The organism is Brucella sp. GW823-FHT04E01 (genome assembly GCF_058796175.1).
The window spans coordinates 87,298-111,197 of the sequence record NZ_JBXAIK010000001.1; the positions used below are offsets into that span (position 1 = coordinate 87,298).

Sequence of the window (23,900 nt, forward strand, 5' to 3'; positions counted from 1 at the left end):
GCTGCGATTCGATTTTGCAGCGCCCGCAATTCTTAACAAATCCATAAAGCTGTGAGTTTGATCCAGCTTGCCTTGGCCGGGGATTCTCAAACAGAGGATCGTCCGCTACCTTTAATCCATTGATTCTCTGTCTTTTGCAGACAATGTCGCAATACAGGAAAGCGGATAGTAGCCATGGCACAGACATCCAGCGCAGCACGTGAACCGTCGATGGAGGAGATTCTCGCTTCCATCCGCAGGATCATTGAAGATAGTGATGTCACTCGCCAGCCAGCGCCGGTGGCAACGGCCTCTCCGGCTCGTGGAGAGGTTGCGGAGTTCCGTCGTCCAGTCACCGAGCAGCCCGTTGCACAGCCGGAAAAGCCTGCAATGATGCGCAACGTATTCCAGGACGAACCGACATTGCGCGGCCCGATTGGCGAACCGGCGCAGGCAGCGCCAGAGCCTGAAATCGAAGCCGATGACGAGGATGAAGTTGTTCTCAATGCCGAGAATGACGATCATTCTCACGCCAAGGCCACGCAGTCTTTGGAACTGCCTGCAGAGGCGGACATATCTCTGGAAGAAATCGACCTTTCCGTTGAGGCGGAAATTGCCGAAGCAGTCGACGCCTTGCTCGAACCGGAACTCGATGCGGACATGGAGCAGGAACCTGCAGCTCTTGCCGAGCAGGAAACCTCGGTTCGGCCCGAGGCGGTAGCGCCAGTTACTGAGCCCGCTGCAAAGATGCAGCCTGCTGCTCATATGCTGTCGCAGATTGCCGAACGTCAGGTAGCTGCCGCATTTCAGGATTTGAACCATGTGGTTCGGGCCGAGCCACGCCGTTCGTTCGACGATATCGCTACGGAACTGTTACGTCCGATGCTGCAGGACTGGCTCGACAATAATCTGCCGACGCTTGTTGAGCGGCTTGTCCGGGAAGAAATCGAACGTGTGGTGCGTGGCGAGCGATAAACGGTATCAAGCCGATCCATTGAAATATTACCCGCCTGTGCAGCAGGCGGGTTTTCACTTTTAAAGTGACCAAAAGTGGCGCTGTCACTTTTAAAGTGATTTGTCTGCTGTTAGTTGCTATTGAGCCTTCAATCCATTCATCGCGCATAAAGACCGGATAATTCCATGCTTGAGAAGACCTATGACGCCGCGGCGATAGAGCCGAAAATTGCTGAACGCTGGGAAGAAGCGGGTGCATTCAAGGCGGGTGCAGGCGCGAAGCCGGGAGCCGATCCGTTCGCAGTGGTCATTCCTCCGCCGAACGTTACCGGATCGCTGCATATGGGCCACGCGCTCAACAACACGATCCAGGACATTATGGTTCGCTTCGAGCGTATGCGCGGCAAGAACGTGCTGTGGCAGCCCGGCATGGACCATGCGGGCATTGCAACGCAGATGGTTGTCGAACGGCAGCTGGCCGAACGGCAGGAGCCAAACCGCCATACCATGGGCCGCGAGAAGTTCATTGAGCGCGTCTGGCAGTGGAAGGCCGAATCCGGCGGCATGATTTCCAACCAGCTGCGCCGTCTTGGTGCCTCCTGCGACTGGTCACGCGAGCGCTTCACCATGGATGAAGGACTGTCGCGCGCGGTTCTGGAAGTTTTTGTCTCGCTCTACAAGCAAGGTCTCATCTATCGCGACAAGCGTCTGGTCAACTGGGACCCGAAGTTGCTGACGGCAATTTCCGACATCGAAGTCGAGTCGCGCGAAATGAAAGGTAATCTCTGGCATTTCCGTTACCCGCTTGAGAACGTTCCATTCGATCCAGAGAACCCGCATACCTACATCGTCGTTGCGACGACGCGCCCGGAAACCATGCTGGGCGATACCGGCGTTGCGGTTAATCCGAAGGACGAGCGTTACCACGCCCTGGTTGGCAACGATGTCGTGCTGCCGCTTGTCGGTCGCCATATCCCGATTGTTGCAGACGATTACGCTGATCCGGAAGCCGGTTCCGGCGCTGTCAAGATCACGCCCGCGCACGATTTCAACGATTTCGAAGTGGGCAAGCGGAATGAGCTGCGCGCTATCAACATTCTGACGACGAATGCGTCGATCACGATCAAGGACAATGTTGATTTCCTCGAAGGGCTGCAGCTGACACCGGAATTGAAGGCGCTGATCCACGAACTCGAAGGGCAGGACCGCTTCGCAGCCCGCAAGCGCATCGTCGAGCTGATGGACGAGCGCGGCTATCTGGAAAAGATCGAGGATCACACGCACGCCGTCCCACATGGTGATCGCGGCGGCGTTCCGATCGAGCCTTATCTGACTGACCAGTGGTATGTAAACGCTGGCGAACTGGCCAAGCCAGCAATGGCGGCGGTGCGCGAGGGCAAGACAAAGATCGTCCCGACGAATTGGGAAAAGACCTATTTTGACTGGATGGAAAACATTCAGCCATGGGCGGTTTCACGCCAGCTCTGGTGGGGACATCAGATACCGGCCTGGTACGGTCCGGATGGTCAGTATTTTGTCGAAAAGAGCGAAGAGGAAGCGAAAGCCGCCGCACGCGCTCACTATGGCGAAGACGTTGCACTTGAGCGCGATACTGACGTTCTCGATACGTGGTTCTCGTCGGCGCTTTGGCCGTTTTCGACGCTCGGCTGGCCCGACAAGACGCCGGAACTCGCAACCTATTATCCAACCAGTGTTCTGGTTACGGGTTTCGACATTCTGTTCTTCTGGGTTGCCCGCATGATGATGATGGGCCTCCATTTCATGGACGAAATCCCGTTCCATACGGTTTATCTGCATGCTCTCGTTCGTGACAAGCACGGCGCGAAGATGTCGAAGTCGAAAGGCAATGTCATCGATCCGCTCGAGCTGATGGATGAATACGGTGCTGATGCGCTGCGGTTCACTCTTGCCATCATGGCCGCTCAGGGCCGTGACGTTAAGCTCGACCCGGCGCGTATTGCCGGCTATCGCAATTTCGGCACCAAGCTCTGGAACGCAACGCGCTTTGCCCAGATGAATGGCGTGAAGCTTGATGCCGGTTTCAAGCCGGAAAACGCCAAGCTTGCCGTCAATCGCTGGATTCTGACGGAACTGACCAAGGCAACGCAAGCCGTGACGGAAGGCATCGACACCTACCGCTTCAATGAAGCTGCGGGTGCTGCCTATCGTTTCGTGTGGAACCAGTTCTGCGATTGGTATCTGGAGCTGCTGAAGCCGATTTTCATGGGTGACGATGAAGCTGCGAAGGCAGAAGCACAAGCCACGGCAGCCTATTGTCTGGATCAGGTTTATAAGCTTCTGCATCCGTTCATGCCTTTCATGACCGAAGAGCTTTGGACCCTGACTGCAGGTGAGGGACAGAAACGCGATACGGTACTGGCGCTTGCTGCCTGGCCGGAACTGTCGTTTGAGGACGAGGAAGCCGCGGCTGACATCAACTGGCTCGTTGATCTCGTCACCGGCATTCGTTCTGTCCGTGCGGAAATGAATGTGCCCGCCGGTGCGATTGCCCCGGTTGTCGTGCTGGATGCCAACGCGACAAGCGTAGAACGTTTCGCCCGTCACGATGCTGCCATCAAGCGCCTTGCCCGCGTGGAGAGTGTCTCGTTCGAGGCACAGGCCCCCAAGGGCTCAGCCCAGATGCTGCTTGGTGAGGCGACAATCTGCATCCCGCTAGGCAATCTGATTGACCTCAAGGCTGAAGCAGCACGTCTCGCCAAGGAAGCCGGCAAGATTGCCGCTGAAATGGATCGTATCGAGAAGAAGCTCTCCAACGAAAAATTCGTTGCGAACGCGCGTGAGGAAGTCGTTGAGGCAGAGCGTGAGCGGTTGGCTGAGCTGAAGGAATCGGCGCAGCGTGTAGCAACTGCTGAATCACGCATCCGTGATGCGGGCTGATTTGACCTGACGTCAGAAAACGATTCCCTATCGAATCAAACGCCCGGCAGTGCATTTCACTGTCGGGCGTTTTTTATGCGGCTGGACAGAGTTTGGACCCGTTTCAAGGGTTGGACCGGTAGATCGAACTCTGGTTTCGATTGTTTTCGACCAATGTTGCGCTTTCGCAACAAGGCAAAAAAGAGGCGGAAAATTGGCAGATTTGGGCCTGTTTTGTCATGTGTCGGGCGATTTTTGCTAATGAAGTGGCACGATATTTGATGTTTTAGCCATTTTTGACGAATGCTCCGAAAGTACGATGATGCTAATCCAAATTAATGCGACTTGCGGCCTGAATCCTTCCTGATTTACGTTTCCGTCAACGTTAATACCGTTGCTGTTTGGGAGGACATTATGAGTGTACAGCGCGTGAAAATGGCAGGAATGGTCGCAGCTCTCCTCGGAAGCGCGGTTGCTGCCAATGCAGGCGGCTTTGAGCGTAGCTCGCAGGATTTCGATATTCTCTTCGAAAAGGGCAATGCCGTCGAAGCTGGCGGAACCTATGTGGCGCCACAGCGTAAGCTGAAGAATATCCGTGGCTCGCGGGTAGGTGCGGCCACCGGCGGTATCAATCCGATCACGCGACAGCCTTATGAAACCAGCGTCGATGAAGCAAAGAGTTATTGGGTTCCCAAGGCTTCGGCAAAGTTCGACCTGACCGACGACCTTGCCTGTGCGGCGCAGTATCGTCAGCCTTGGGGAATTCACACCGACGTTGGCGTTGATACGGTTCGTATGTTCACTGCCATCGATCAGAAGATTTCTTCGAACGATTACGGCGTAAACTGCTCGTATCGTTTTGCAGCTGGCGAGAAAAGCTATTTCCGTATCCTCGGCGGTGTGAGCTATCAGGAGCTCAAAGGCGAGCAGACCAAGATGATACCTCCTGGCTCTGCATTCGGTGGCACCTTCCGTATCGGTTCCCTGGATGTTGAGGATGAGGCAGTGGGCTGGCGTCTCGGTGCTGCCTATGAAATTCCAGAATATGCGATGCGCGCGACGTTGGTTTATCAGTCCAAGCTCAAGTATAATCTTGAAGGCACGATTGACAATCTGGCGATTGTCGGCGGTCGTGGTATTCCGATCAATGTTGAAAGCGATGTTGATACACCACAGTCGGTTGAATTCAAGTTCCAGACCGGTATCGCTCCGGACTGGCTTGCTTTTGGCTCGGTCAAGTGGACAGATTGGTCATCCATAACACAGGTGGATTTCAACGCATCTGACAACAATGTCACTCGCAAAGGCACCACGATCACCAGTCTGAACCTGTATTATCAGGACGGCTGGACGGTTAGCGGCGGCGTCGGCCACAAGTTTAATGATCAATGGTCGGTGGCCGGTACTGTTACCTGGGATCGCGGAACCAGCACAGGCTTGACCTCGCAGACCGACGTCTGGCTGTTTGGCCTTGGTACCAACTACAAGCCTAATGAACAGTTTGAAGTTCGTCTGGCGGGTGCCGCCGGTTGGCTGTCTTCGGGTGAACTCGACGATACGGTTGTCAACGGTAAGCCAAACCTAACTGGTTCCAAGGGCGAGTTCGGTAACGACTTCGTCGGTGGTCTTTCGCTCACTGCAAAGGTCAAGTTCTAAGCTTGATGCGTGACAAACGAAAAGCCCGGCAATGCCGGGCTTTTTTGTTGAGGATCGTTTGTCTCAGGGCTGTTCCAGCCGCGCAAGCAATGAAGATGTGTCCCAGCGGCTGCCACCGATCTTCTGCACTTCCTTATAGAACTGGTCCACGAGGGCGGTCACAGGCAGAAGTGCTCCATTGCGGTCAGCTTCCTCAAGGCAGATGCCAAGGTCTTTGCGCATCCAGTCGACGGCAAAGCCGAAATCATATTTGCCCTGGTTCATGGTGCCGGACCGGTTTTCCATCTGCCAGGAGCCAGCCGCGCCTTTCGAGATCACCGAGATCAGTTTTTCGATATCGAGACCAGCTTTCTTGCCGAAATGGATACCTTCGGCCAGTCCCTGAACGAGACCAGCAATGCAGATCTGGTTGACCATCTTGGCAAGCTGGCCCGAGCCGACCGGTCCCATGAGGCCGACCATACGCGCATAAGCATCGATAACTGGCCGGGCACGCTCGAAAACGGCTTCCGGCGCGCCGACCATTACCGTGAGAACGCCGTTCTCGGCACCGGCCTGACCACCGGAGACGGGGGCGTCGATGAAATGAAAGCCGCGCTTCTGTGCTTCGATATCCAATTCACGAGCAACCTCCGCAGAGGCTGTTGTGTTGTCGATGAAGATCGCGTCCTTCTTCATGGTTGAGAAGGCGCCATCCGGGCCGATGGTCACGGAACGAAGGTCATCATCGTTACCGACACAGGCAAAAACAAAATCTGCATCGCGCACGGCTTCGGCAGGTGTCGCGGCAAAGTTACCCCCGAATTCCTTGGCCCATTTTTCGGCTTTTGCCGTCGTGCGGTTATAGACCGTGACGTCGTGACCGCCCTTGTTCTTGAGGTGAGCTGCCATGGGATAACCCATGACGCCCAGGCCCAGAAAGGCGACTTTAGCGGATGTCGTCATTCGTTCATTCCTCTGGATAATTCTAGAAATCAGGTGAGAGGCGTCATAACGGCCGCCTGATAGGCCGGACGCTGTTTGAGGCGGCCATACCAGTCTTCAAGGTGCGGAAGAGAGGGACGCTCAATCGGAAACTCAAACCAGGCATAGGCGTAGCATCCGGTGGGAATATCACCGATACCGAAGTTCTCGCCCGAGAACCAGGGAGCTTCCTTCAAGCCCTCATTGGCAATTTGCATTGATTGCGCAAGGCCCTGAAGACCTTGTTCCAGAATGGCTGGATCGCGCTCAGCTTCCGGCAGCCGGATCAGATGCTTCATGACGTTGCTGAAATTGGTGTAGAAGGATGCGGAAGCCCAATCCATCCATTTTTCGGCCTGCGCGCGCTTGGCTGGATCTTCGATCCACAGCGTGCCTTTGCCGTAAGCTGCCGCGAGATACCGCGTGATGGTATTGGATTCCCACAGCACTGTGTCGCCGTCTTCCAGCAAGGGGATCAGCCCATTCGGATTGCGTGCGAGGTAAGCTGGATCTTTCAATCCACCGAACTGGCCACCGACATTGATCTGTTCATAGTCGAGATTGAGTTCGCGCGCTGTCCAGAGCGCCTTCTTCACATTCGTGGAATTGATACGACCCCAGATTTTCATCATGACTCAACCTGTTACCTTACTGTTGGAAGCTGTATTCTAAACAGAACGCCCCCGGAAGCTGCAAGGCTGCCGGGGGCGATATTTTGGTTTTATGCCGGTTTAGTGATCTCTAACGAATGAGATGGCGGGTCAGCCTTCGTTCGAGGAAATCCCAAACGTGCCGCAGGCATTCGACGATAAGCAGATAAATGACTGCAGCCCAGAGATAAGTCTGGAAATCGAATGTCCGCGAATAGGCACGGCGCGTTTCACCCATCAGGTCAAGCACGGTGATGATAGCTACAATGGCCGAACCCTTGATCATCAGGATGATTTCGTTGCCGTAAGGACGCAACGCCACGATGAGCGCCTGCGGAAGAATGACCTTCCAGAACGTCACACGCTTCGAAATGCCAAGCGCCGCAGCGCCTTCCCATTGGCCCAGCGCCACGCTCTGGATAGCGCCGCGCAGGATTTCAGCCTGGTAGGCTGCCGTGTTGAGCGAAAACGCCAGAATGGCGCAATTCCACGCATCGCGGAAAAACACCCAGAGCCCGATGCTTTCCAGAAAAGGACGGAAGGTGCCGAAGCCATAATAGATAAGGAATGTCTGCGCCAGCAGCGGCGTGCCGCGGAAGAAATAGACATAGCCGAAAGCAATTCCGCGCAGCCAGCGATTGTTGGACATGCGCGCGGCCGTGATCGGTAGCGAGAGCAGGGCGCCTATGACAATCGATACGGCAACCAGTTTCAGCGTTATCAGAAGCCCGGACCAGTAGCGTGGCCCATAGGTTTCAAACAGATCGATACGCCATGCATTGTAGAGATAGATCGCAAGGCCAGCGAAAAGAAGGAACCAGAAGGCAACGATGATATGGCCGGCAACGCGCATCCGCGTCCATTGCTTGACCACGGGTGGCGGAGCCATCGCGGGAATTGTCGTAGTGGAAACAGTCTGGCTCATATCATGCACCTCGCGACCGGTTGGCGCCCGCATCAGCCCAGCGGGCAATGCGATTGATGAAGTAGGACGAGATGATTGCGAGAACCAGATAGAGCAGGCAGGCTATGCCGAAGAACAGAAATGGTTCCTTGGTCACGCGTGCCGCGATGGAGGTTTGCCGCAGAATATCGGACAATGTGATGACCGAAACCAGCGACGTATCCTTGAGCAGCACCAGCCAAAGATTGGCAAGGCCGGGCAGGGCGATGCGGATCAGCTGCGGCAGGATGACCTTGCGCATGGTCTGCCAGTGCGACAGGCCAACTGCATAACCGCCTTCATACTGCCCGCGCGGAATTGCGCGAAACGCCGAAAGGAAGACTTCGCTCGAATAGGACGAGAAGACGAAGCCCAGCGCAACCATACCGGCGCCGAACGCATTGATTTCCACATTCGCTTCGATGCCGAACAGACTGAGAAGCCGTTGCAACCCGAGAGAGGCGCCGAAATAAACGAGAAAGAGGGTTAGAAGCTCAGGCAAACCACGAAAGATAGTCGTGTAAATGTTTGAAGCGAGCCGGATCGATGGTTCGGTGGACTGCTTGCCGATAGCAACTAGAAATCCGAGTGCGAGACCAACGGGGAGTGTTGCGAGAGCCAGCGAGACGGTTACCAGAAGCCCCCAGGCAATACTGGCACCCCATCCGTCGGGGCCGAAACTCAACAAAGTGGCGTAGTGTTCCATGCGCCTATTCTTTTTCCTAAAGGCATTTGCCTATGTTTTTATCGCCTGCGAGGTTTTTGCCCGGCAAGGCTTGTACGGCATGCCCATACAAATGTTTTGCGCCGATTTGCGGAAAGCAAACCGGCGCATAGGTGTCAATTTTGATTAATTTTCGGCGCCATAAGCATCGAAGTCGAAGTACTTGTCGTTGACTTCCTTGTATTTGCCGTTTGCGCGGATCGCCTTGATGGCTGCGTTGAATTTTTCAACCAGCTCCGGACGGCCCTTCTTGAAGGCAACGCCAGCGCCCGGACCGTGGATCTCGATAACCGGCGGGAAAGTGCCGACCATCTTGCAGCAGGCGCCATCCGGCGACTTCAGCCATTCGGCCAGTGTCACGCTATCGTCGTTGACGGCGTCGAGACGGCCATTGGCGAGATCAAGACGGTATTCCTCAGCAGTCGGATAGGCCTTGATCGTGCTATCGGTAAAAGTCTTTTCCGAGTAATTGGAGTGTGTGGTGGAAACCTGAACGCCAATGGTCTTGCCAGCGAGGTCTTCCTTGGTCACACCCTTGATGTCGGTATCCTTGGGAGCTGCGATGCCGGGAGGCGTGTTGTAATATTTGTTGGAGAAGTCGACCTGCTTCTTGCGCTCGTCCGTGATGGACATGGAGGCGATGAAGGCGTCGAACTTGCCAGCCTGAAGGGCAGGAATAGCGCCGTCCCATTCCTGGGTGACGAATTCGCACTGCGCTTTCATTTCTTCGCAGAGCGCCTTGGCGATATCGACGTCGAAGCCCGAGAGGGTGCCGTCTGGCTTGATGAAGTTGAATGGAGGATAGGCGCCTTCGGTGCCGATCTTGAGCTTGAGTGGCTCTTCTGCATTTGCAACACCGGCAGTCATGCTACCGATCGTAATTGCCAGCGCAGCAACAGATGCCGCGGCGGCGATACGCTTCAATACGCGCATTTTCAGTCCTCTCGTTTTGTTCTGGCTGGTTCCCTGATTATTTCTTCTGGTTCAGCCGCTTAAGGGGTAGTCACGACCGTGAAACTTTAAATTGCACGTTTGGTAGCGGATTCCCCCCGGCCACTACCAATAGATGGTTGAGCCGATCATGCGCAATATTTTTTCGCGCTTCCGTCCCCACCATCAGATCTGCAAACGATATTCCCACCATTTTGAGACGATTGGCAAGATGGTCTGCGTAATTAAATTGTGTGTCCAAGGGGGGAATTCCTCGGCGTTTTCTGCATGCCTTCACCGGAAAGCGGTGAATTGTGTTGTCAAAGAGGGAAATTATAGAGAGTCTCTCAGAGACCCATAACGCCTTCGATGAAATCGGCTATTTGCTCTATTTCATCGATGCCGAACACCGGCACTTTTTCGCCGGGTTGCTGCTGGTCGCTGGCAACGGCGACGATGGCGGGATCGTCAACGGAGAGAGCCGGCCCGGCGTGGCCGCCTTCGCGACGCAGTTCGATTTTCTTGTGCGTCTCCCGCTTGTAGCCCTCGACCAGAATCAGATCGCAAGGCGCCAGCTTGGCCGCAATCTCCCATAGAGAAGGTTCTTCTTCGCCGAGACCTTCATGCATGATTGCGTAGCGCTGCGACGAGACGATAGCCACTTCCGCTGCTCCGGCCTTTCGATGACGCCAGGAATCGGTGCCTTCATGGTCGATATCGAAATTATGATGGGCGTGCTTGATGGTGGCGATACGGTATCCACGTGCCGTAAGGCATGCGACCAGACGTTCGGTCATTGTCGTCTTGCCGGAGTTTTTCCAGCCGGTAATGCCGAAAAGCTTCTGGTTCATTCCATTGCCTCAACCAGTTTTCGGGCGGCGACAAGATCGTCGGGCCGATTGATATTGAAGAACGGGTCATATGTTTCCGGTCTATCGCCAACGAAGACAAGCGGAAAATCAACCGTTTCAAATCCGATATGTTCGGCGAATGCGAAGACGCTGGCCCTGCTGGTATTGGTGAGCCAGACGGTGAGTTCGTCAGCCAGTCCGGTTTCCCATAGTCCGAAAATCGGATGGACCCGGGTAAGGGAACTGGCGAGAACGATCCGCGCCCCGGTTTGGTTCCGACGTGCAAGAAGGCGGTCCGCGAGGTCGCGAGGCAGGAATGGCGTATCGGCTGCTGTCGTTAGCAGCAATGAGGACTCTTGTGCCTGCTGCGTCAGCGCGGTCAGAATGCCGATCAGCGGGCCGCCATGTTCTGCCGGCAGGTCCTTGATCACCGGCACGCCGAGATCAGTCAGGCGGGGATCATCGCTATTCGCATTGATGACAAGCGCTTCGACCTGCGGTTTGATTCTTCTGACGACATGGGAAATAATAGTGCCGGTGCTGCCGAGCGGCTGAAGGAATTTGTCACCCGCAACGCCGCCTTGCTGCATGCGGCTGGAGAGCCCGCCAGCGATGATTGCGCCTGCAATCATGAGGGTTCCACGCCGGTCGGGATCGTCGCCAATGTGCTTTTGTTGCGCTCCCGCTTCTTCAACACGTTTTCACGATAGACCATATAGACGCCACTTCCGACCACCAGAACCGATCCCATGATCGTATATATGTCGGGTGCTTCGCCAAAAATCAAAGTGCTGAGGCCGATTGCCCAAAGCAGGCTGGAATAGCGGAACGGCGAAACGAATGACACTTCGCCCTCACGCATGGCGAGAATGATGAAGTGATATCCGACGAGGAGAAGGACAGCGGCAATGGCCATGGCGCCGACTGCTGTAATTCCAACGGGCTGCCATCCGCCCATTGGAACGGTCAGCGCGCCGCCGGTCAATGTTATCGCGCCTGCGGTCAATGTCGAGAGATAGAGGGTCGGCACGTGAGCGGGCACACGGCGTGTGGCGATATCCCGCGTGGCGGCAAAGCCTACGCTGGCAAGAAGTACAGCGACGGCAGTAAGGCTTGCAGCACCATCCGTTCCGGGCCGGATGATGATGAGAACCCCGACAAGGCCGACAAGAATACAGGACCAGCGACGCCAGCCCACTTTTTCCTTCAGGAAGAGTGCTGCTCCAAGCGTCACGACAAGCGGCGTTGCCTGAAAGACAGCCGAACAGAACGCCTGCGAGAGATGGCCGAGCGAGTAAATATAGGTGATGGTGGCGACAACTTCGCCTACGACGCGCAGGATCGTCATCTTTTCAAGCGACAGATTGCGCAATGCACCGTGGCGCCAGGCGAGCAAACCGATCAGCACCGTGGCGAATATGCCTCGGATCAGCATGTACTGTCCGCTGTTCATCTCGGTCAGGAGGTATTTTGTGATCGTATCGCCGATGGTGAAGGTGCCCATGGCGAGAAGCATGAAAATACTTGCGCGAAAATTTGCTGACTGCGGCACGATACAGAATCCAGTTTAAGATTGCATACCGTTTTAAAGTCGATCTCGCGACAATTATTTCGGGTTGTGTGCTTTTTTAAGTATAAATCGCTCAGCCGCCGGTAAGACTCATGTGGCGAGCAACCGCCGGTCGATTATGATCGCGGTCGATGATGAAATCATGGCCTTTCGGCTTGCGCGAAATAGCTTCATCAATGGCCTGGCTGAGCAGCAGGTCGCTTTCGCTTTCCCGCAAGGCCTTGCGCAGATCGGCGTCATCATTCTGGCCTAGGCACATATAAAGCATACCGGTGCAAGTAAGCCGGACGCGGTTGCAGCTTTCGCAGAAATTATGCGTCATCGGCGTGATGAATCCGAGCCGCCCGCCGGTTTCCTCAATCGTAACATAGCGGGCAGGGCCGCCTGTACGGTAAGGAATATCTGAAAGCGTGAATTGCTGCGACAGGTCCTCGCGCAGCTGCGAGAGCGGCAGATACTGGTCCGTACGGTCGAACTCGATCTCGCCCATCGGCATTGTTTCGATGAGCGTCATGTCCATACCGCGGCCATGGGCCCAGCGGATCAGTTCGGGAATTTCGTGATCGTTGAAATCCTTCAACGCGACTGCATTGATCTTGACGCGGATACCGGCGCGTTGTGCGGCTTCAATACCCTCAAGAACCCGGGGAAGATCGCCCCAGCGGGTGATCTGGTGGAATTTTTCAGGATCGAGCGTATCCAGCGAGACATTGATACGGCGTATGCCGCATTCCGCCAGCTCGTCGGCAAAGCGTGAAAGCTGCGATCCGTTCGTGGTCAGCGTCAATTCATCCAGCGCACCTGATTTCAGATGGCGCGACAGCTGCCGGATCAGGTGCATGATGTTTTTGCGCACCAAAGGCTCGCCACCGGTCAGGCGCAGTTTCCTGACACCCTTGTCGATAAAGGCGGTGCAAAGCCGGTCCAGTTCCTCAAGCGTCAGCAAATCCTTCTTGGGCAGGAACGTCATGTGTTCCGCCATGCAGTAGGTGCAGCGGAAATCACAACGATCCGTCACTGAAACACGAAGATAGGTAATGGCACGCCCGAAAGGATCAATCATGGGTCCAGTCGGGGAAACAAGTGGCTGGGCTTGGTTTGTGTACATCATTAAGCCGTTGTTTCCACAGGATGCGGAGGAATATCCGCGTCGTCTACCTAGAAATAGGATCTGCGAGCCTCAATGTCCAGTTTCACGCACGCGAAGCTCTTTCAATAATGACCGCGACTATTGCGATATTTTAACGCGGGGCCTATCAAAAGCTGGCGAAGAACCAAGCTGGAGAATGGTGATGAGTGAGGTCTGGCCGACTGAATTGCGTGTCTCACACGACCGCAAACTGATGACTGTGGCGTTCGATGATGGCCAGAAATTCGAGCTGACCGCCGAGTTGCTGCGTGTGCTGTCGCCTTCGGCAGAAGTACAGGGGCATTCGCCGGCACAGCGCATCACAGTTGGTGGCAAGCGGGCTGTCGAAATCATGAAGATGGAGCCGGTCGGCAATTACGCCGTCCGCATAACGTTTGACGACATGCACGATACCGGCCTGTTTTCGTGGACCTATCTCCACAAGCTCGGCACCGAGAAGGACACGTTATGGCAAACTTATCTCGATGAGCTCGCCGAAAAAGGCCTGAAGCGGGATCGTTGATCCCGCCTGCCGGTCATTCTTTCTCCAGCATTTCGGATATGCGCCGCATCACATCGCCCATCGCGTTGCATTGCGCATTTGTCGATTGCGCCATGACGCGGTCAATCAGGTCGGTATAGATCGTCAGCGCATGTCCCAGAAGCTTTTCGCCCTTGGCGGTTAGTGTCAGCCGCATCACGCGCTTGTCTGCCGGGTCGCCCTCGCGCACCAGCAAGCCGCGCTTTTCTAGCTTCGGCAGCAACATGGTGATGTTCGAACGTCCGACGAGAATGCGGCGCGCAAGATCATGCTGGGATTCGCCGGGATGACGATAAACATTCATCAGCACATCGAGATCGGCGATCTTGAGATCGAAGGTCGCCAGCCCCTGGGCGAGGGCGCGTTCCACCGCTTTGCCGGCACGTGCAACGGCAATCCAGTTCTTGAAGCGCGGATTGTCCCACGGCAGTTTTTGAGTCTTGTCTTGCATTTTGTTCATTCTTGTACAATTATTTGTTCAGGATTGAACATAATTGAGGCCCTGTCATGACATCGATTTCTTTGCAGGTTACGCGATTCGGTCTGGGTGTGCTTGGCCGCATTGATGCCGACAAGGCAGGTCGCGCCGCGTTCAGGATTTTCTGTCGAACGCCAAGCCGCAAGCCGAAGACCAAGGCCTATGCCGCGCGGCTTGAACAGGCGAGCAACGAACTCAGTCAGGCAAAGCGGCTCGATCTGATTATCGATCGCGGGCTTATCGCAACCTATTTGTTCGAACCCGATGTTTATGTGGGAAGAACGTCGCTTGTCGTTCATGGCTGGGGATCGCGCACAGCGGATATGATAGCGATCATTCGCGAGCTTGTTGCGCGTGGGGAACGAGTTGTCTCCATCGACCTGCCGGGGCATGGCGCATCGGCAGGCCGCACCCTCAACATGATACAGGCAATCGCCGCCGTTGATGTTGCGTGGCGCCAGTATGGTCCGTTCGATGCGATGATCGGTCACTCATTCGGTGGTGCGGTCATCGTCAATGCCGCAGCGGGTTCTCTCGGGTGCTACCAGTCACATCGCCCAGCAAAGCTGGTGACAATTGCTTCCCCGCACTCCATGGCAGGCGTCTTTGACGGTTTCGGCAAAGTGCTTGGGCTTGGTCGTGACGTGCGCAACGCAATGAAGGAGCAAGTCCGTCATCTCGCAGCGCGCCCGATCACGGATTTCGATACCGACGTTCATCTGCGCCGCATGACAATTCCGACGCTGGTCATCCACGCGCATGACGATAAGGAAGTTCCCGCCATCTGCGCGGAAATGGCCGGCAAGGCAGGCTCTCATGTCAGGGTGCACTGGGCGGATGGCCTTGGGCATCGCCGCATCATTGCGAGTGCTGAAGTGGCGTCCCTGGTGGCGGATTATCTTGATGACGGTCCGCGATTAAGGCTGGTTGCCTGATGATGTTTCGGTGAGAACAAGTTTCTCCCAACCTGCCATGGCGCCCAGTGCCGTTGCGGTGAGATCTTGCCGCGTTCCACCATCGCGTGCGAGAATGGACATGCCGTTCTGGACTGTCGCGTAAAAGGTCGCAACCGCTTCGCAATTGACGGATGCGGGAATATTGCCGTCACGAATGCCGCGTTCGAGCCGCTTTTTCAGGATTTTGATATTGGTCTGGCGGTGATTGCGCAGCACGTCGCAGACTTTGTCGCTTGAATGCGTCCGATGAAGCGTATCCAGAGCAATCATGCAGCCCCGCGGCACGGATTCCTCGCAGTAGGCATCTATCGTGGCAAGCAGAAAACGCTCGAAAGCAGCACGAACATCCGGCGTTTCATCCAGTGTCGACCAGATTTCAATGCCCACTTCACCGGCATAAAGGGTGAGGGCTTCGAGATAGAGTTCTTCCTTGCTTCCGAATGCCGCATAGAGGCTTGGCGCATTGATGCCCATAGCCGTCGTCAGATCGGCCAGCGACGATCCGTCGAAGCCTTTTTCCCAAAATATCAACATTGCAGCACGAAGCGCTGTTTCGCGGTCGAAGCTGCGGGGCCGTCCTTTTTCTGCCACGTGCGAACCTTTCTGTATCGATCATTAAATAAATCGCTTGACGGTTCTGTGCAAGCCTGTCAGCAATTATGTATCAATCAATACAAAAAGGAGATGGTATGTCAGCCGAAGCTTTGAACGGAAAGGTTGCCTTCATCACCGGCGGAAGTCGCGGTATCGGTGCAGCGATTGCACGACGGCTCGCGAAAGATGGCGCGGCAGTTGTCGTCACTTATGTGAACGGCAAGGAAAAAGCTGAAGCTGTGGTTTCCGAAATCGTAGCCAATGGTGGCAAGGCTCTGGCGCTGAAGGCCGACAATCGCGACGCGAGCCAGATTGCGGCGGCAATCGAGAAAGCGGTCAAGGATTTTGGTCGTCTGGATATACTGGTCAACAGTGCTGGCATCTGGCATGCGGCCCCGCTGGAAGAGGTCACACTTGCCGACTTCGATGAGGTTATGGCTGTGAACTTCCGGGCTGTCTTTGCCGCCGTTTCAGCGGCCACACCACACCTCGGTGCTGGTGGACGCGTCATAACCATCGGCTCCAACCTCGCCGAAAGCGTGCCGTGGCCGGGCATCAGCCTTTATGCGGCAAGCAAGGCGGCGCTGATCGGTTTGACGAAAGGTCTGGCGCGCGACCTTGGTCCAAAGGGCGTCACGGTCAACGTCGTTCAGCCTGGCTCCACCGATACGGATATGAATCCGGCGGCTGGAGAACATGCCGAACAGCAGCGGGAGCTTATCGCAACCGGCAGTTTCGGTTCGCCTGACGATATTGCAAGTCTGGTGGCCTGGCTTGCCAGCCCCGAAGGACGTTTCGTGTCTGGAGCTACGCTCACGATCGATGGCGGCACAAATGCCTGAAACAAAAAGGGCGGCTTGCGCCGCCCTTTTTACTTTTTAACCCAGATTGAGTTCCTTGAAGAAGTCATTGCCCTTGTCATCGATGACGATGAAGGCCGGGAAATCTTCCACTTCGATACGCCAGATCGCTTCCATGCCGAGTTCCGGATATTCGACAACCTCGACCTTCTTGATGCAATCCTGGGCCAGACGGGCAGCCGGGCCACCGATGGAGCCCAGATAGAACCCACGGTGCTGGCCGCAGGCTTCGCGCACCTGACGCGAACGGTTGCCCTTGGCGAGCATCACCATGGAGCCGCCAAAGGACTGGAACTGGTCCACATAGGAATCCATACGGCCTGCCGTGGTTGGCCCGAACGAGCCGGAAGCATAACCGGCAGGCGTCTTGGCCGGGCCAGCATAATAGATCGGGTGGTTCTTGAAATAGTCCGGCATGGCTTCGCCGTTTTCAAGCCGCTCGCGAATTTTGGCATGGGCCAGATCGCGCGCCACGATGATTGGACCGGAGAGCGACAGGCGCGTCTTGACCGGGTGTTTCGACAATTCCTTGAGAATGTCCTGCATCGGCTGGTTGAGGTCAATCTTGACCACATGCGACGACAGTTTTTCCTCGTCGATATCCGGCATGTACTTGGCCGGGTTGGTTTCCAGCTTTTCCAGAAAGATGCCGTCCTTGGTGATCTTGCCCTTGGCCTGACGGTCGGCGGAGCAGGAAACACCGATGCCGATTGGCAACGAAGCGCCGTGGCGCGGCAGGCGAATGACACGGACGTCATGGCAGAAATATTTGCCGCCGAACTGAGCGCCGACGCCGAGAGACTGCGTCAGTCTATGGATTTCAGCTTCCATTTCGAGATCGCGGAAAGCATGTCCGGTTTCGGAACCCTCGGTCGGCAAGCTGTCCAGATAGCGCGTCGAGGCAAGCTTGACAGTCTTGAGGTTCATCTCAGCCGAAGTGCCGCCGATGACAATTGCCAGATGGTAAGGCGGGCAGGCGGCTGTTCCCAGGCTCAGGATCTTGTCCTTGAGGAAGTCGATCATGCGGTCATGCGTCAGGAGCGACGGCGTTCCCTGATAGAGGAATGTCTTGTTCGCCGAACCGCCGCCCTTGGCAACGAAAAGGAACTTGTAGGCGTCTTCGCCTTCTTCATAGATATCGATCTGGGCAGGCAGATTGTTCTTGGTGTTCTTTTCCTCGAACATCGAAAGAGGCGCCAGCTGCGAATACCGCAGGTTCTTCTTGTTGTAGGCGTCGAGCACGCCAGCGCCGAGCGCATCGGCATCACCGCCTTCGGTCCAGACGCGACGGCCCTTCTTGCCCATGATGATGGCCGTGCCGGTATCCTGACACATGGGAAGCACGCCGCCTGCTGCGATATTGGCGTTCTTCAGAAGATCGTAGGCGACAAAACGGTCGTTATCCGTTGCTTCCGGGTCTTCAAGAATATGGGCAAGCTGCTGCAGATGGCCGGGGCGCAGCAGATGGTTGATATCGGCAAAGGCCGCTTCCGAAAGTAGGCGAAGCCCTTCCGGATCGACAGTCAGGACTTCCTGTCCCTTGAACGTATCGACAGAGACATGATCGGAAGTCAGCTTGCGGTAAGGGGTGTCGTCTTCACCAAGAGGAAAAAGATCGGCGGCGCTTGCTTCTGCCATCGCGGTACCTCGCTTGCTTGCCAGCTGCGCCAGCCGGAGGTCGTCATCGTTTCCGGCTCGCGCGATATGTGTTGATCGAAGTTCCGAAGAAATGCTTCAGAACCATAGTCTGTGGGGCTTTTAGCGCGATGCGGAGTGGATGCCACTGCGTCACTTTGTTCATTAAGGCATTCCGGGTTTGTCTCCCGAGAAGAAGCCTCAAACAATTGTGATGAACGCAAAACAGAAAATTGCTTCAGGAAACAATAGCGTTAAAAGTTTCTATACGAGATTGGTAAATTCTACGGGTGAGATTCGGACGGATTCGCTTTTGAGCGAACGCATTAACTTTGGCGGTTTGAAATGCAGTTTTCCAGACACTCGCAGATGGATGAAAAGAGCAGCGCCGCACGCGGACAAAATATCCGCCGCGCAGCCGCGATAGCTCTGGCAGCTTCGGTGTTTCTCCCCACGGCACAGGCTCAAGCCGCAAATTCGTTGATGGAACTTTTCCAACAGCGTCGCCAGCAGCAGGTGCAGCCAGCCCAGCCTGTTCAGCCGCAAGTCACTCCTCGCGCACCTGTAGCACCGAAGGCCGTTTCCGCTCCTCGTGCCGCTGTGCGCAGCCTTCCGCCAGTCCAGCGCGTGACCGTCAAAGGGCCGCAGATTTACGACTACAAGCCGGATACTCTGGTCAATATCGATTTCAGCGCGCTCGATATGCAGGTAACTGCAGCAACCGAACCAGTGACCGTCGATCCGCTGACATCGGGCATGTCGCCGATCCGTCCGCAGATTCGCGAAGAAACGCCGGGGCAGCGTGCCTTCGATGCAGCGACGAATTATCTGAAATCCGTGAATGTCAAAGCCGAGAAAGAGATCGCTCAGGCGATCGTCGACTATTATTCAAGTCAGCGCTCTTTCATGTGGTCGGCCGACGATAAAGTGCTCGACCGCGCCAAGAATGTTGCGGCTTTCTTTGCCCGTGCGGACGAAGACGGGCTCAACCCGGATGAATATGCAGTCACGATCCCGGCTGACAATTTCGATGGCGCTGCTGAATCTGAGCGCCAGCAGAAACTCGCAGAATTTGAAATTCGCATGTCTGCCCGCGCGCTGCGCTATGCCATCGATGCGGGTGAGGGACGTGTAATCGCAGACCGCCTCAGTGGTTTCCACGATCTGCCGCGCAACCGTGTCGATCCGAAAGCCGTTCTCGAAAAGCTGGCATCGGAAAGCGATCCGGCTGCCTATCTGCATGGTTTCCAGCCGAGCAATGAGCAATATGCGGCGTTGAAGCGCGAGCTTGCGAATACCGAGCCGCCATCTGCCGAGCCAATCCGCATCTCGCTGAATGGCATCATCAAGCCGGGCGATACCAATGACCAGCTCAGCAAGGTGGTTGCGCTGATTTCGAGACATGCGCCTGCTGGCTATCTGGCACAGCACAAGCAAGTGCTGGACACGCATGCGAGCGGCGACGTCTATGATCCGGAACTGGTTTCTGCAATCAAGGATTATCAGAAGCTTTCGGGCAGCACGCCGGACGGCGTCATCGGTCGCAATACGCTTTCCGCACTTCAAGGCGAGCAATCTTCCATCAAACGCGACCGGATCCTTTATTCCATGGAGCGCCTGCGCTGGCTGCCGCATGATTTCGGCACGCGTTACGTGATGGTCAATCAGCCGGCTTACCGTGCCGAATATTTCGAGGACGGAAAAGAGAAACTGGCCATGAATGTGGTTATCGGCTCTCCAACCCATCAGACCTACTTCTTTTACAACAAGGTCCAGACGGTCGTTTTCAATCCGTCATGGGGCGTGCCGCGCTCGATCATCCTGAACGAGATGCTGCCCAAGGTTATGCGTGATACGAGCTATCTCGACCGCAATGGTTACGAGGTCTATGCAGGCGGCAAGAAGGTTTCCGCCAGTGCCGTCAACTGGAGTGCAGTTGCCGCGGGCAAAGCCCATGTCGGTATTCGCCAGAAGCCGAGCCTCGACAATGCGCTGGGCGAGCTCAAAATTCTGTTCCCGAATACGCATGATATCTACATGCACGACACTCCGGCCAAATCCTATTTCAGCCGCGATATGCGTGCCCTGAGCCATGGCTGCATTCGTCTGGAACGCCCACGCGATATGGCGGCGGCGGTTCTGGGGACATCGGTGACGGATCTGGAAAAATATTTCGGCAAGAATGAGCGCGGCATCAAGGTCAAGGAACCTGTGCCTGTCTTCATTTCCTATTTCACAGCATGGCCGGAAGCGGATGGAAAAATCCATTATTACGGCGATGTTTACGACCGTGATTCCGGATTGCAGAAAGCATTCGACAAGACGGCAGGTTCGCGCCTCGCAGCGCTCTGAAATCCCTCCCATATCAAAACAGAACGGTAATCATCGATGTGTGATTGCCGTTTTTCTTTGCGATCAGAGGCTGTTGGGGAGAAGATCGAAATCTCTTTGGAAACAGGCTTGCGAGACGCTTGACTTATGCAGCCGCTGGCCAGTATATCCGCACCACCTTGATCGAGCTTGGCTCATCGGGCGTGTAGCTCAGCGGGAGAGCATTCGCTTCACACGCGAAGGGTCACAGGTTCAATCCCTGTCACGCCCACCATTCACTTCATTGAAATTAAAGAAAAATCCTTATCCATCAAACTTTCCAACTCGGCAATGGTTGGAAATCGATGCCGCCTGATTTTATCAAAGTACCAATGGCACAAAAAAGAAGATGCCGAGGCAGCGGTTCTGGGATAATGCTCCTCGCGATTGATAGCTGTATGGAAATATTCAGAAGATGGAATGGATTCCGATATTCTTCGTGGTGTTCAAGGTTCTCGTGTTAGGCGTGGCCATGTTCTTCGCCATCAAGTGGCATTACGACGAAGATAAAAAGAAAAAGAATAACGAAATGAGCGGGTCGTAAGAGCCCGCCTCATCACGTACAGCCACCGCACTTATTGCCTAAACAAAAACCCGCCGAAGCGGGGTAGTGACTGCTGACCCTGCGTCGGCAGCACTGGATCGGTTTTGTTCTGCGCCTCGATAACGACGTGTCTACGCCAAAACCAGTTGTGAAGGCGAATATCAGTTCCAGAACAGATAACGATCCTGCCAGACAACTCGGCACTGAGTTTCTATTTCGGCAGTGGATCGATGTGGGAATTCGTCGTGTAGTCGTTCGGCAATCGGATTTAGCGAAAGGGTCTTGGGTATAATCAATTCGGCCCGGTCGGCCTGGGCGCTAATAGCATTCAGCAACAGAGCGTCTTCTGATCTCATCATAGAGTATCCTTATGGTGATGGGCATAAGCCAGTCTTGAAAAATGCAAAGCAGGAAATGTTCGCAAAGGAATTGGCTGAAGGTCTGACAGCAGACGGGCATATCAGCGAGCCGGATTTGAGCCTAATCTTGGCAATAAAATGCGTCTGAAAGCAAATGAAAACATTTTGAAGCGAATTGATGAAATACGCGCCAGGGTGACTGAAAAAGCCGAATGGAAGGCCGTGGGCAGGCTGCGCATGCTCGCTGACATTGCCGAAAAAGCGAAGACGGAAGCTCCACGCATCACCGTATCTGCAATCGCGGAAGCGAACAAAATGCAGGGCAATCAACCGAAGTAGGCCAGGCTATTATTGGATTCGACTGTCGAAGTGGGCCAGTCGCCACGCCCACTCTTTCTGTGGGAAATTTCAGGGACGTTCATATCTCCAAAGCATGATGCACGCCGCAATTACCACCGCAGACGTCAGCACGCCTATGACAATAGAGAATAGAACCATTGCATTACCCCTGCTGCCTTCGTTTTCTTTATTGGGTCAGAGAATGACCGAGGAAATTCACTTCGTCAGGTCGACAATGACGAATCAACATTCCATGCATTTGAATTGACGAGTCGCGGTTTATGGCTTTCCAGCGTGAACTGGAAAACACGCGCAATTATCCGCCTCGCGACGTATATTTCTTGTTGCTGTTATAAAACTTTCACCGTTGCCGGATAGGCGAGGGCGTCCGCTCGTTACGCGGATTGGAAGGGCATAAGGGGCTGAATAAAATTATCGCTGATATGGTGGATTCGTTGCGTGGAGCGGCGATGACAGGAATTACTTTATTCTTATTCTGAATAATTTTGTATTTATAAAATATATATGAAGTAACTTTTATATCACATATAAATAATTCACAAAATATACATTGAATAAACATTGATCAAGTTATTGTGAGTAAATATAGCGGTGGCGTCTAACTCATCTACTGGAGACGCATTTATGAATATCAGAAAAATTCTTCTCGGTTCGGCAGCATCGCTCGTAGCGATTTCTGGCGCGCAAGCAGCCGATGCGATCGTGGCACCTGAGCCGGAAGCAGTCGAATATGTCCGCGTATGCGATGCATATGGTGCTGGCTATTTCTACATTCCGGGAACGGAAACCTGCCTTCGCATTCATGGTTATGTTCGCTACGACGCAAGCGGTGGCGACAACAATTATGCTCGTACTCCCGCACAGCTGGAGCGCGACACCTGGAACAAGCTGGCCCGCGTCAGCCTTCGTTTCTCGACCGCTTCCGAAACAGAACTCGGCACGCTCAAGACCTATAGCGAACTGCGTTACGACTGGAACGGCGACGGCAACGGCAAAGCCAACAATTACAATGGCGGCTCCACCAGCACCTCGCTGCGTTACGCCTATATCCAGCTTGGCGGCCTGCGCGTCGGTCTGGATGAATCGGCTTTCGTCACTTTCACCGGTTACCTCGGCAACGTCATCAGCGACGACGTGATCCTCGCTGGCGGCTACCGTACCAACCTCATCAGCTACACCTTCAAGGGCGGGAACGGTTTCTCGGCCATTGTCTCCTTTGAAGAAGGTGGCAACACCGACTCGAACGTAGACGTCACCATCAAGGATTACATGCCGCATGTGGTCGGTGGCCTGAAATACGAGCAGAGCTGGGGCAAGATCGCCGGTGTCGTCGCCTATGACGCCCGTAACGAGGAATGGGCCGGAAAGGTCCGCGGCGATGTTAACATCACCGATCAGTTCTCGGTCTGGCTGCAGGGCGCATACAAGTCCAACGACGATCATTACGGCACGTCGGGCGGTTATCGCGTCCGTATCATCGACTCGTTCTACGGCACCTGGGGCGGTGACTGGGCAGTCTGGGGCGGCGCAGCCTACAAGGCAACCAGCAAGGCCACTTTCAACGTACAGGCCGCTTATGACGACAGCGAAACCTTCGCTGCAACGGCAAACGTTGCCTACCAGATCGTTCCTGGCTTCACCATCACGCCTGAAGTTTCCTACACCAAGTGGCAGGACAAGAACACGAGCATGGACGGCAAAGACGCCTGGCAGGGCAAGATCCGCTTCCAGCGCTCGTTCTGATATTCTAGCTGATACGCTGGCTAATAGTGCCCGCTTCAGCACACGCATTGTCGTAGAACTATGATGACCTCCAGTCCATGTTTCTAGCGACAGAGGCGGCGGCCCATTCGGCCGCCGCTTTTTTTTGTTTTATAGTGAAACACCTGTTTCGCCATCTTGCTTCCGCCTGACAAAAACCTGTTCGAACTCTGCCTGTCCGGACAAGCTTGGCTT

22 protein-coding genes and 1 tRNA gene are annotated in these 23,900 nt (G+C 55.0%); 11 read left to right on the forward strand and 12 right to left on the reverse strand.

The genetic code is table 11. The features are described 5' to 3' along the window. Positions 1-174 precede the first annotated feature (174 nt). The 3 genes from AC1RHM_RS00425 (at position 175) to AC1RHM_RS00435 (ending at position 5,487) form a co-directional block, all read left to right on the forward strand. Positions 175-954, forward strand: coding sequence for a PopZ family protein (locus tag AC1RHM_RS00425; RefSeq protein WP_105529035.1), 780 nt, complete (start codon positions 175-177; stop codon positions 952-954). 165 nt (positions 955-1,119) lie between these two features. Next, positions 1,120-3,852, forward strand: a complete 2,733-nt coding sequence (locus tag AC1RHM_RS00430) for a valine--tRNA ligase (RefSeq protein ID WP_105529036.1) — start codon at positions 1,120-1,122, stop codon at positions 3,850-3,852. Positions 3,853-4,245: 393 nt separating this feature from the next. Continuing rightward, positions 4,246-5,487 (forward strand): OmpP1/FadL family transporter, encoded by a 1,242-nt coding sequence (locus AC1RHM_RS00435; protein ID WP_105529037.1) that lies wholly within the window; start codon positions 4,246-4,248, stop codon positions 5,485-5,487. A gap of 63 nt (positions 5,488-5,550) precedes the next feature. Here AC1RHM_RS00435 and AC1RHM_RS00440 read toward each other — a convergent pair whose 3' ends face one another. The 9 genes from AC1RHM_RS00440 to moaA all read right to left on the reverse strand — a co-directional run bounded on the left by AC1RHM_RS00440 (position 5,551) and on the right by moaA (position 13,181). Beyond that, a complete protein-coding gene (locus AC1RHM_RS00440) occupies positions 5,551-6,432 on the reverse strand; it encodes an NAD(P)-dependent oxidoreductase (protein ID WP_105529038.1) in 882 nt (293 codons plus the stop codon). 29 nt (positions 6,433-6,461) lie between these two features. Further along, a complete protein-coding gene (locus tag AC1RHM_RS00445) occupies positions 6,462-7,082 on the reverse strand; it encodes a glutathione S-transferase family protein (RefSeq protein ID WP_105529039.1) in 621 nt (206 codons plus the stop codon). Positions 7,083-7,191: 109 nt separating this feature from the next. Then, entirely contained in the window at positions 7,192-8,025 is an 834-nt protein-coding gene (locus AC1RHM_RS00450) for an ABC transporter permease (protein ID WP_029376257.1), read from the reverse strand. A 1-nt stretch (position 8,026) separates the two neighbouring features. Further along, positions 8,027-8,749 (reverse strand): ABC transporter permease, encoded by a 723-nt coding sequence (locus AC1RHM_RS00455; protein WP_010661303.1) that lies wholly within the window; start codon positions 8,747-8,749, stop codon positions 8,027-8,029. A 144-nt stretch (positions 8,750-8,893) separates the two neighbouring features. Next, positions 8,894-9,700 (reverse strand): ABC transporter substrate-binding protein, encoded by an 807-nt coding sequence (locus tag AC1RHM_RS00460; RefSeq protein ID WP_010661304.1) that lies wholly within the window; start codon positions 9,698-9,700, stop codon positions 8,894-8,896. Positions 9,701-10,044: 344 nt separating this feature from the next. After that, complete coding sequence (gene mobB / locus AC1RHM_RS00465) at positions 10,045-10,548, reverse strand: molybdopterin-guanine dinucleotide biosynthesis protein B (RefSeq protein ID WP_036586792.1); 504 nt, start codon at positions 10,546-10,548, stop codon at positions 10,045-10,047. Next, positions 10,545-11,180 (reverse strand): molybdenum cofactor guanylyltransferase, encoded by a 636-nt coding sequence (gene mobA / locus AC1RHM_RS00470; protein ID WP_105529040.1) that lies wholly within the window; start codon positions 11,178-11,180, stop codon positions 10,545-10,547. Before mobA ends, mobB begins: the two co-directional genes overlap by 4 nt. Further along, positions 11,177-12,064 (reverse strand): DMT family transporter, encoded by an 888-nt coding sequence (locus AC1RHM_RS00475; protein ID WP_043062075.1) that lies wholly within the window; start codon positions 12,062-12,064, stop codon positions 11,177-11,179. Before AC1RHM_RS00475 ends, mobA begins: the two co-directional genes overlap by 4 nt. Positions 12,065-12,191: 127 nt before the next feature. Beyond that, the gene (gene moaA, locus AC1RHM_RS00480; RefSeq protein WP_029924909.1) at positions 12,192-13,181 is read right to left on the reverse strand and encodes a GTP 3',8-cyclase MoaA; all 990 of its coding nucleotides are present in this window, start codon (positions 13,179-13,181) and stop codon (positions 12,192-12,194) included. 229 nt (positions 13,182-13,410) lie between these two features. On the opposite strand from moaA, the gene AC1RHM_RS00485 reads away from it, so the two are divergent. Further along, positions 13,411-13,770 carry a gamma-butyrobetaine hydroxylase family protein gene (locus AC1RHM_RS00485; RefSeq protein ID WP_105529041.1) on the forward strand — a complete coding sequence of 120 codons (360 nt, stop codon included), beginning with the start codon at positions 13,411-13,413 and terminating at the stop codon, positions 13,768-13,770. Positions 13,771-13,783: 13 nt separating this feature from the next. Here AC1RHM_RS00485 and AC1RHM_RS00490 read toward each other — a convergent pair whose 3' ends face one another. Then, positions 13,784-14,248, reverse strand: coding sequence for a MarR family winged helix-turn-helix transcriptional regulator (locus tag AC1RHM_RS00490; protein ID WP_105529042.1), 465 nt, complete (start codon positions 14,246-14,248; stop codon positions 13,784-13,786). A 47-nt stretch (positions 14,249-14,295) separates the two neighbouring features. Here AC1RHM_RS00490 and AC1RHM_RS00495 point away from each other — a divergent pair, with 47 nt between their 5' ends. Then, positions 14,296-15,201 carry an alpha/beta fold hydrolase gene (locus AC1RHM_RS00495; RefSeq protein ID WP_010661311.1) on the forward strand — a complete coding sequence of 302 codons (906 nt, stop codon included), beginning with the start codon at positions 14,296-14,298 and terminating at the stop codon, positions 15,199-15,201. Here AC1RHM_RS00495 and AC1RHM_RS00500 read toward each other — a convergent pair. Continuing rightward, on the reverse strand, positions 15,184-15,813 hold the full coding sequence (locus tag AC1RHM_RS00500) for a TetR/AcrR family transcriptional regulator (RefSeq protein ID WP_151612186.1): 630 nt from the start codon (positions 15,811-15,813) through the stop codon (positions 15,184-15,186). The genes AC1RHM_RS00495 and AC1RHM_RS00500 overlap by 18 nt on opposite strands. A gap of 98 nt (positions 15,814-15,911) precedes the next feature. Between AC1RHM_RS00500 and AC1RHM_RS00505 the strand changes: the two genes are divergently transcribed. After that, entirely contained in the window at positions 15,912-16,658 is a 747-nt protein-coding gene (locus AC1RHM_RS00505) for an SDR family NAD(P)-dependent oxidoreductase (protein WP_036586781.1), read from the forward strand. A gap of 36 nt (positions 16,659-16,694) precedes the next feature. Here AC1RHM_RS00505 and AC1RHM_RS00510 read toward each other — a convergent pair whose 3' ends face one another. Continuing rightward, entirely contained in the window at positions 16,695-18,314 is a 1,620-nt protein-coding gene (locus tag AC1RHM_RS00510; RefSeq protein ID WP_151576380.1) for a fumarate hydratase, read from the reverse strand. A 366-nt stretch (positions 18,315-18,680) separates the two neighbouring features. On the opposite strand from AC1RHM_RS00510, the gene AC1RHM_RS00515 reads away from it, so the two are divergent. The 5 genes from AC1RHM_RS00515 (at position 18,681) to AC1RHM_RS00535 (ending at position 23,687) form a co-directional block, all read left to right on the forward strand. Next, positions 18,681-20,663, forward strand: a complete 1,983-nt coding sequence (locus AC1RHM_RS00515; RefSeq protein WP_376749531.1) for a L,D-transpeptidase family protein — start codon at positions 18,681-18,683, stop codon at positions 20,661-20,663. A gap of 178 nt (positions 20,664-20,841) precedes the next feature. After that, positions 20,842-20,916: transfer RNA gene (locus tag AC1RHM_RS00520), tRNA-Val, on the forward strand. Positions 20,917-21,096: 180 nt separating this feature from the next. After that, positions 21,097-21,225 (forward strand): hypothetical protein, encoded by a 129-nt coding sequence (locus AC1RHM_RS00525; RefSeq protein ID WP_010660176.1) that lies wholly within the window; start codon positions 21,097-21,099, stop codon positions 21,223-21,225. 524 nt (positions 21,226-21,749) lie between these two features. Then, positions 21,750-21,923, forward strand: a complete 174-nt coding sequence (locus tag AC1RHM_RS00530) for a hypothetical protein (RefSeq protein WP_155243321.1) — start codon at positions 21,750-21,752, stop codon at positions 21,921-21,923. 645 nt (positions 21,924-22,568) lie between these two features. Beyond that, positions 22,569-23,687: a porin gene (locus tag AC1RHM_RS00535; protein ID WP_151576378.1), complete on the forward strand. Its 1,119-nt coding sequence runs from the start codon at positions 22,569-22,571 to the stop codon at positions 23,685-23,687. The last annotated feature ends 213 nt before the right edge of the window (positions 23,688-23,900 follow it).

Coding starts and splice junctions, on each gene's coding strand:
- AC1RHM_RS00425 (WP_105529035.1), top strand. CDS start 175: ATGGCACAGACATCCAGCGCAGCACGTGAACCGTCGATGGAGGAGATT.
- AC1RHM_RS00430 (WP_105529036.1), top strand. CDS start 1,120: ATGCTTGAGAAGACCTATGACGCCGCGGCGATAGAGCCGAAAATTGCT.
- AC1RHM_RS00435 (WP_105529037.1), top strand. CDS start 4,246: ATGAGTGTACAGCGCGTGAAAATGGCAGGAATGGTCGCAGCTCTCCTC.
- AC1RHM_RS00440 (WP_105529038.1), bottom strand. CDS start 6,432: ATGACGACATCCGCTAAAGTCGCCTTTCTGGGCCTGGGCGTCATGGGT.
- AC1RHM_RS00445 (WP_105529039.1), bottom strand. CDS start 7,082: ATGATGAAAATCTGGGGTCGTATCAATTCCACGAATGTGAAGAAGGCG.
- AC1RHM_RS00450 (WP_029376257.1), bottom strand. CDS start 8,025: ATGAGCCAGACTGTTTCCACTACGACAATTCCCGCGATGGCTCCGCCA.
- AC1RHM_RS00455 (WP_010661303.1), bottom strand. CDS start 8,749: ATGGAACACTACGCCACTTTGTTGAGTTTCGGCCCCGACGGATGGGGT.
- AC1RHM_RS00460 (WP_010661304.1), bottom strand. CDS start 9,700: ATGCGCGTATTGAAGCGTATCGCCGCCGCGGCATCTGTTGCTGCGCTG.
- mobB (WP_036586792.1), bottom strand. CDS start 10,548: ATGAACCAGAAGCTTTTCGGCATTACCGGCTGGAAAAACTCCGGCAAG.
- mobA (WP_105529040.1), bottom strand. CDS start 11,180: ATGATTGCAGGCGCAATCATCGCTGGCGGGCTCTCCAGCCGCATGCAG.
- AC1RHM_RS00475 (WP_043062075.1), bottom strand. CDS start 12,064: ATGCTTCTCGCCATGGGCACCTTCACCATCGGCGATACGATCACAAAA.
- moaA (WP_029924909.1), bottom strand. CDS start 13,181: ATGATTGATCCTTTCGGGCGTGCCATTACCTATCTTCGTGTTTCAGTG.
- AC1RHM_RS00485 (WP_105529041.1), top strand. CDS start 13,411: ATGAGTGAGGTCTGGCCGACTGAATTGCGTGTCTCACACGACCGCAAA.
- AC1RHM_RS00490 (WP_105529042.1), bottom strand. CDS start 14,248: ATGAACAAAATGCAAGACAAGACTCAAAAACTGCCGTGGGACAATCCG.
- AC1RHM_RS00495 (WP_010661311.1), top strand. CDS start 14,296: ATGACATCGATTTCTTTGCAGGTTACGCGATTCGGTCTGGGTGTGCTT.
- AC1RHM_RS00505 (WP_036586781.1), top strand. CDS start 15,912: ATGTCAGCCGAAGCTTTGAACGGAAAGGTTGCCTTCATCACCGGCGGA.
- AC1RHM_RS00510 (WP_151576380.1), bottom strand. CDS start 18,314: ATGGCAGAAGCAAGCGCCGCCGATCTTTTTCCTCTTGGTGAAGACGAC.
- AC1RHM_RS00515 (WP_376749531.1), top strand. CDS start 18,681: ATGGATGAAAAGAGCAGCGCCGCACGCGGACAAAATATCCGCCGCGCA.
- AC1RHM_RS00525 (WP_010660176.1), top strand. CDS start 21,097: ATGGAATGGATTCCGATATTCTTCGTGGTGTTCAAGGTTCTCGTGTTA.
- AC1RHM_RS00535 (WP_151576378.1), top strand. CDS start 22,569: ATGAATATCAGAAAAATTCTTCTCGGTTCGGCAGCATCGCTCGTAGCG.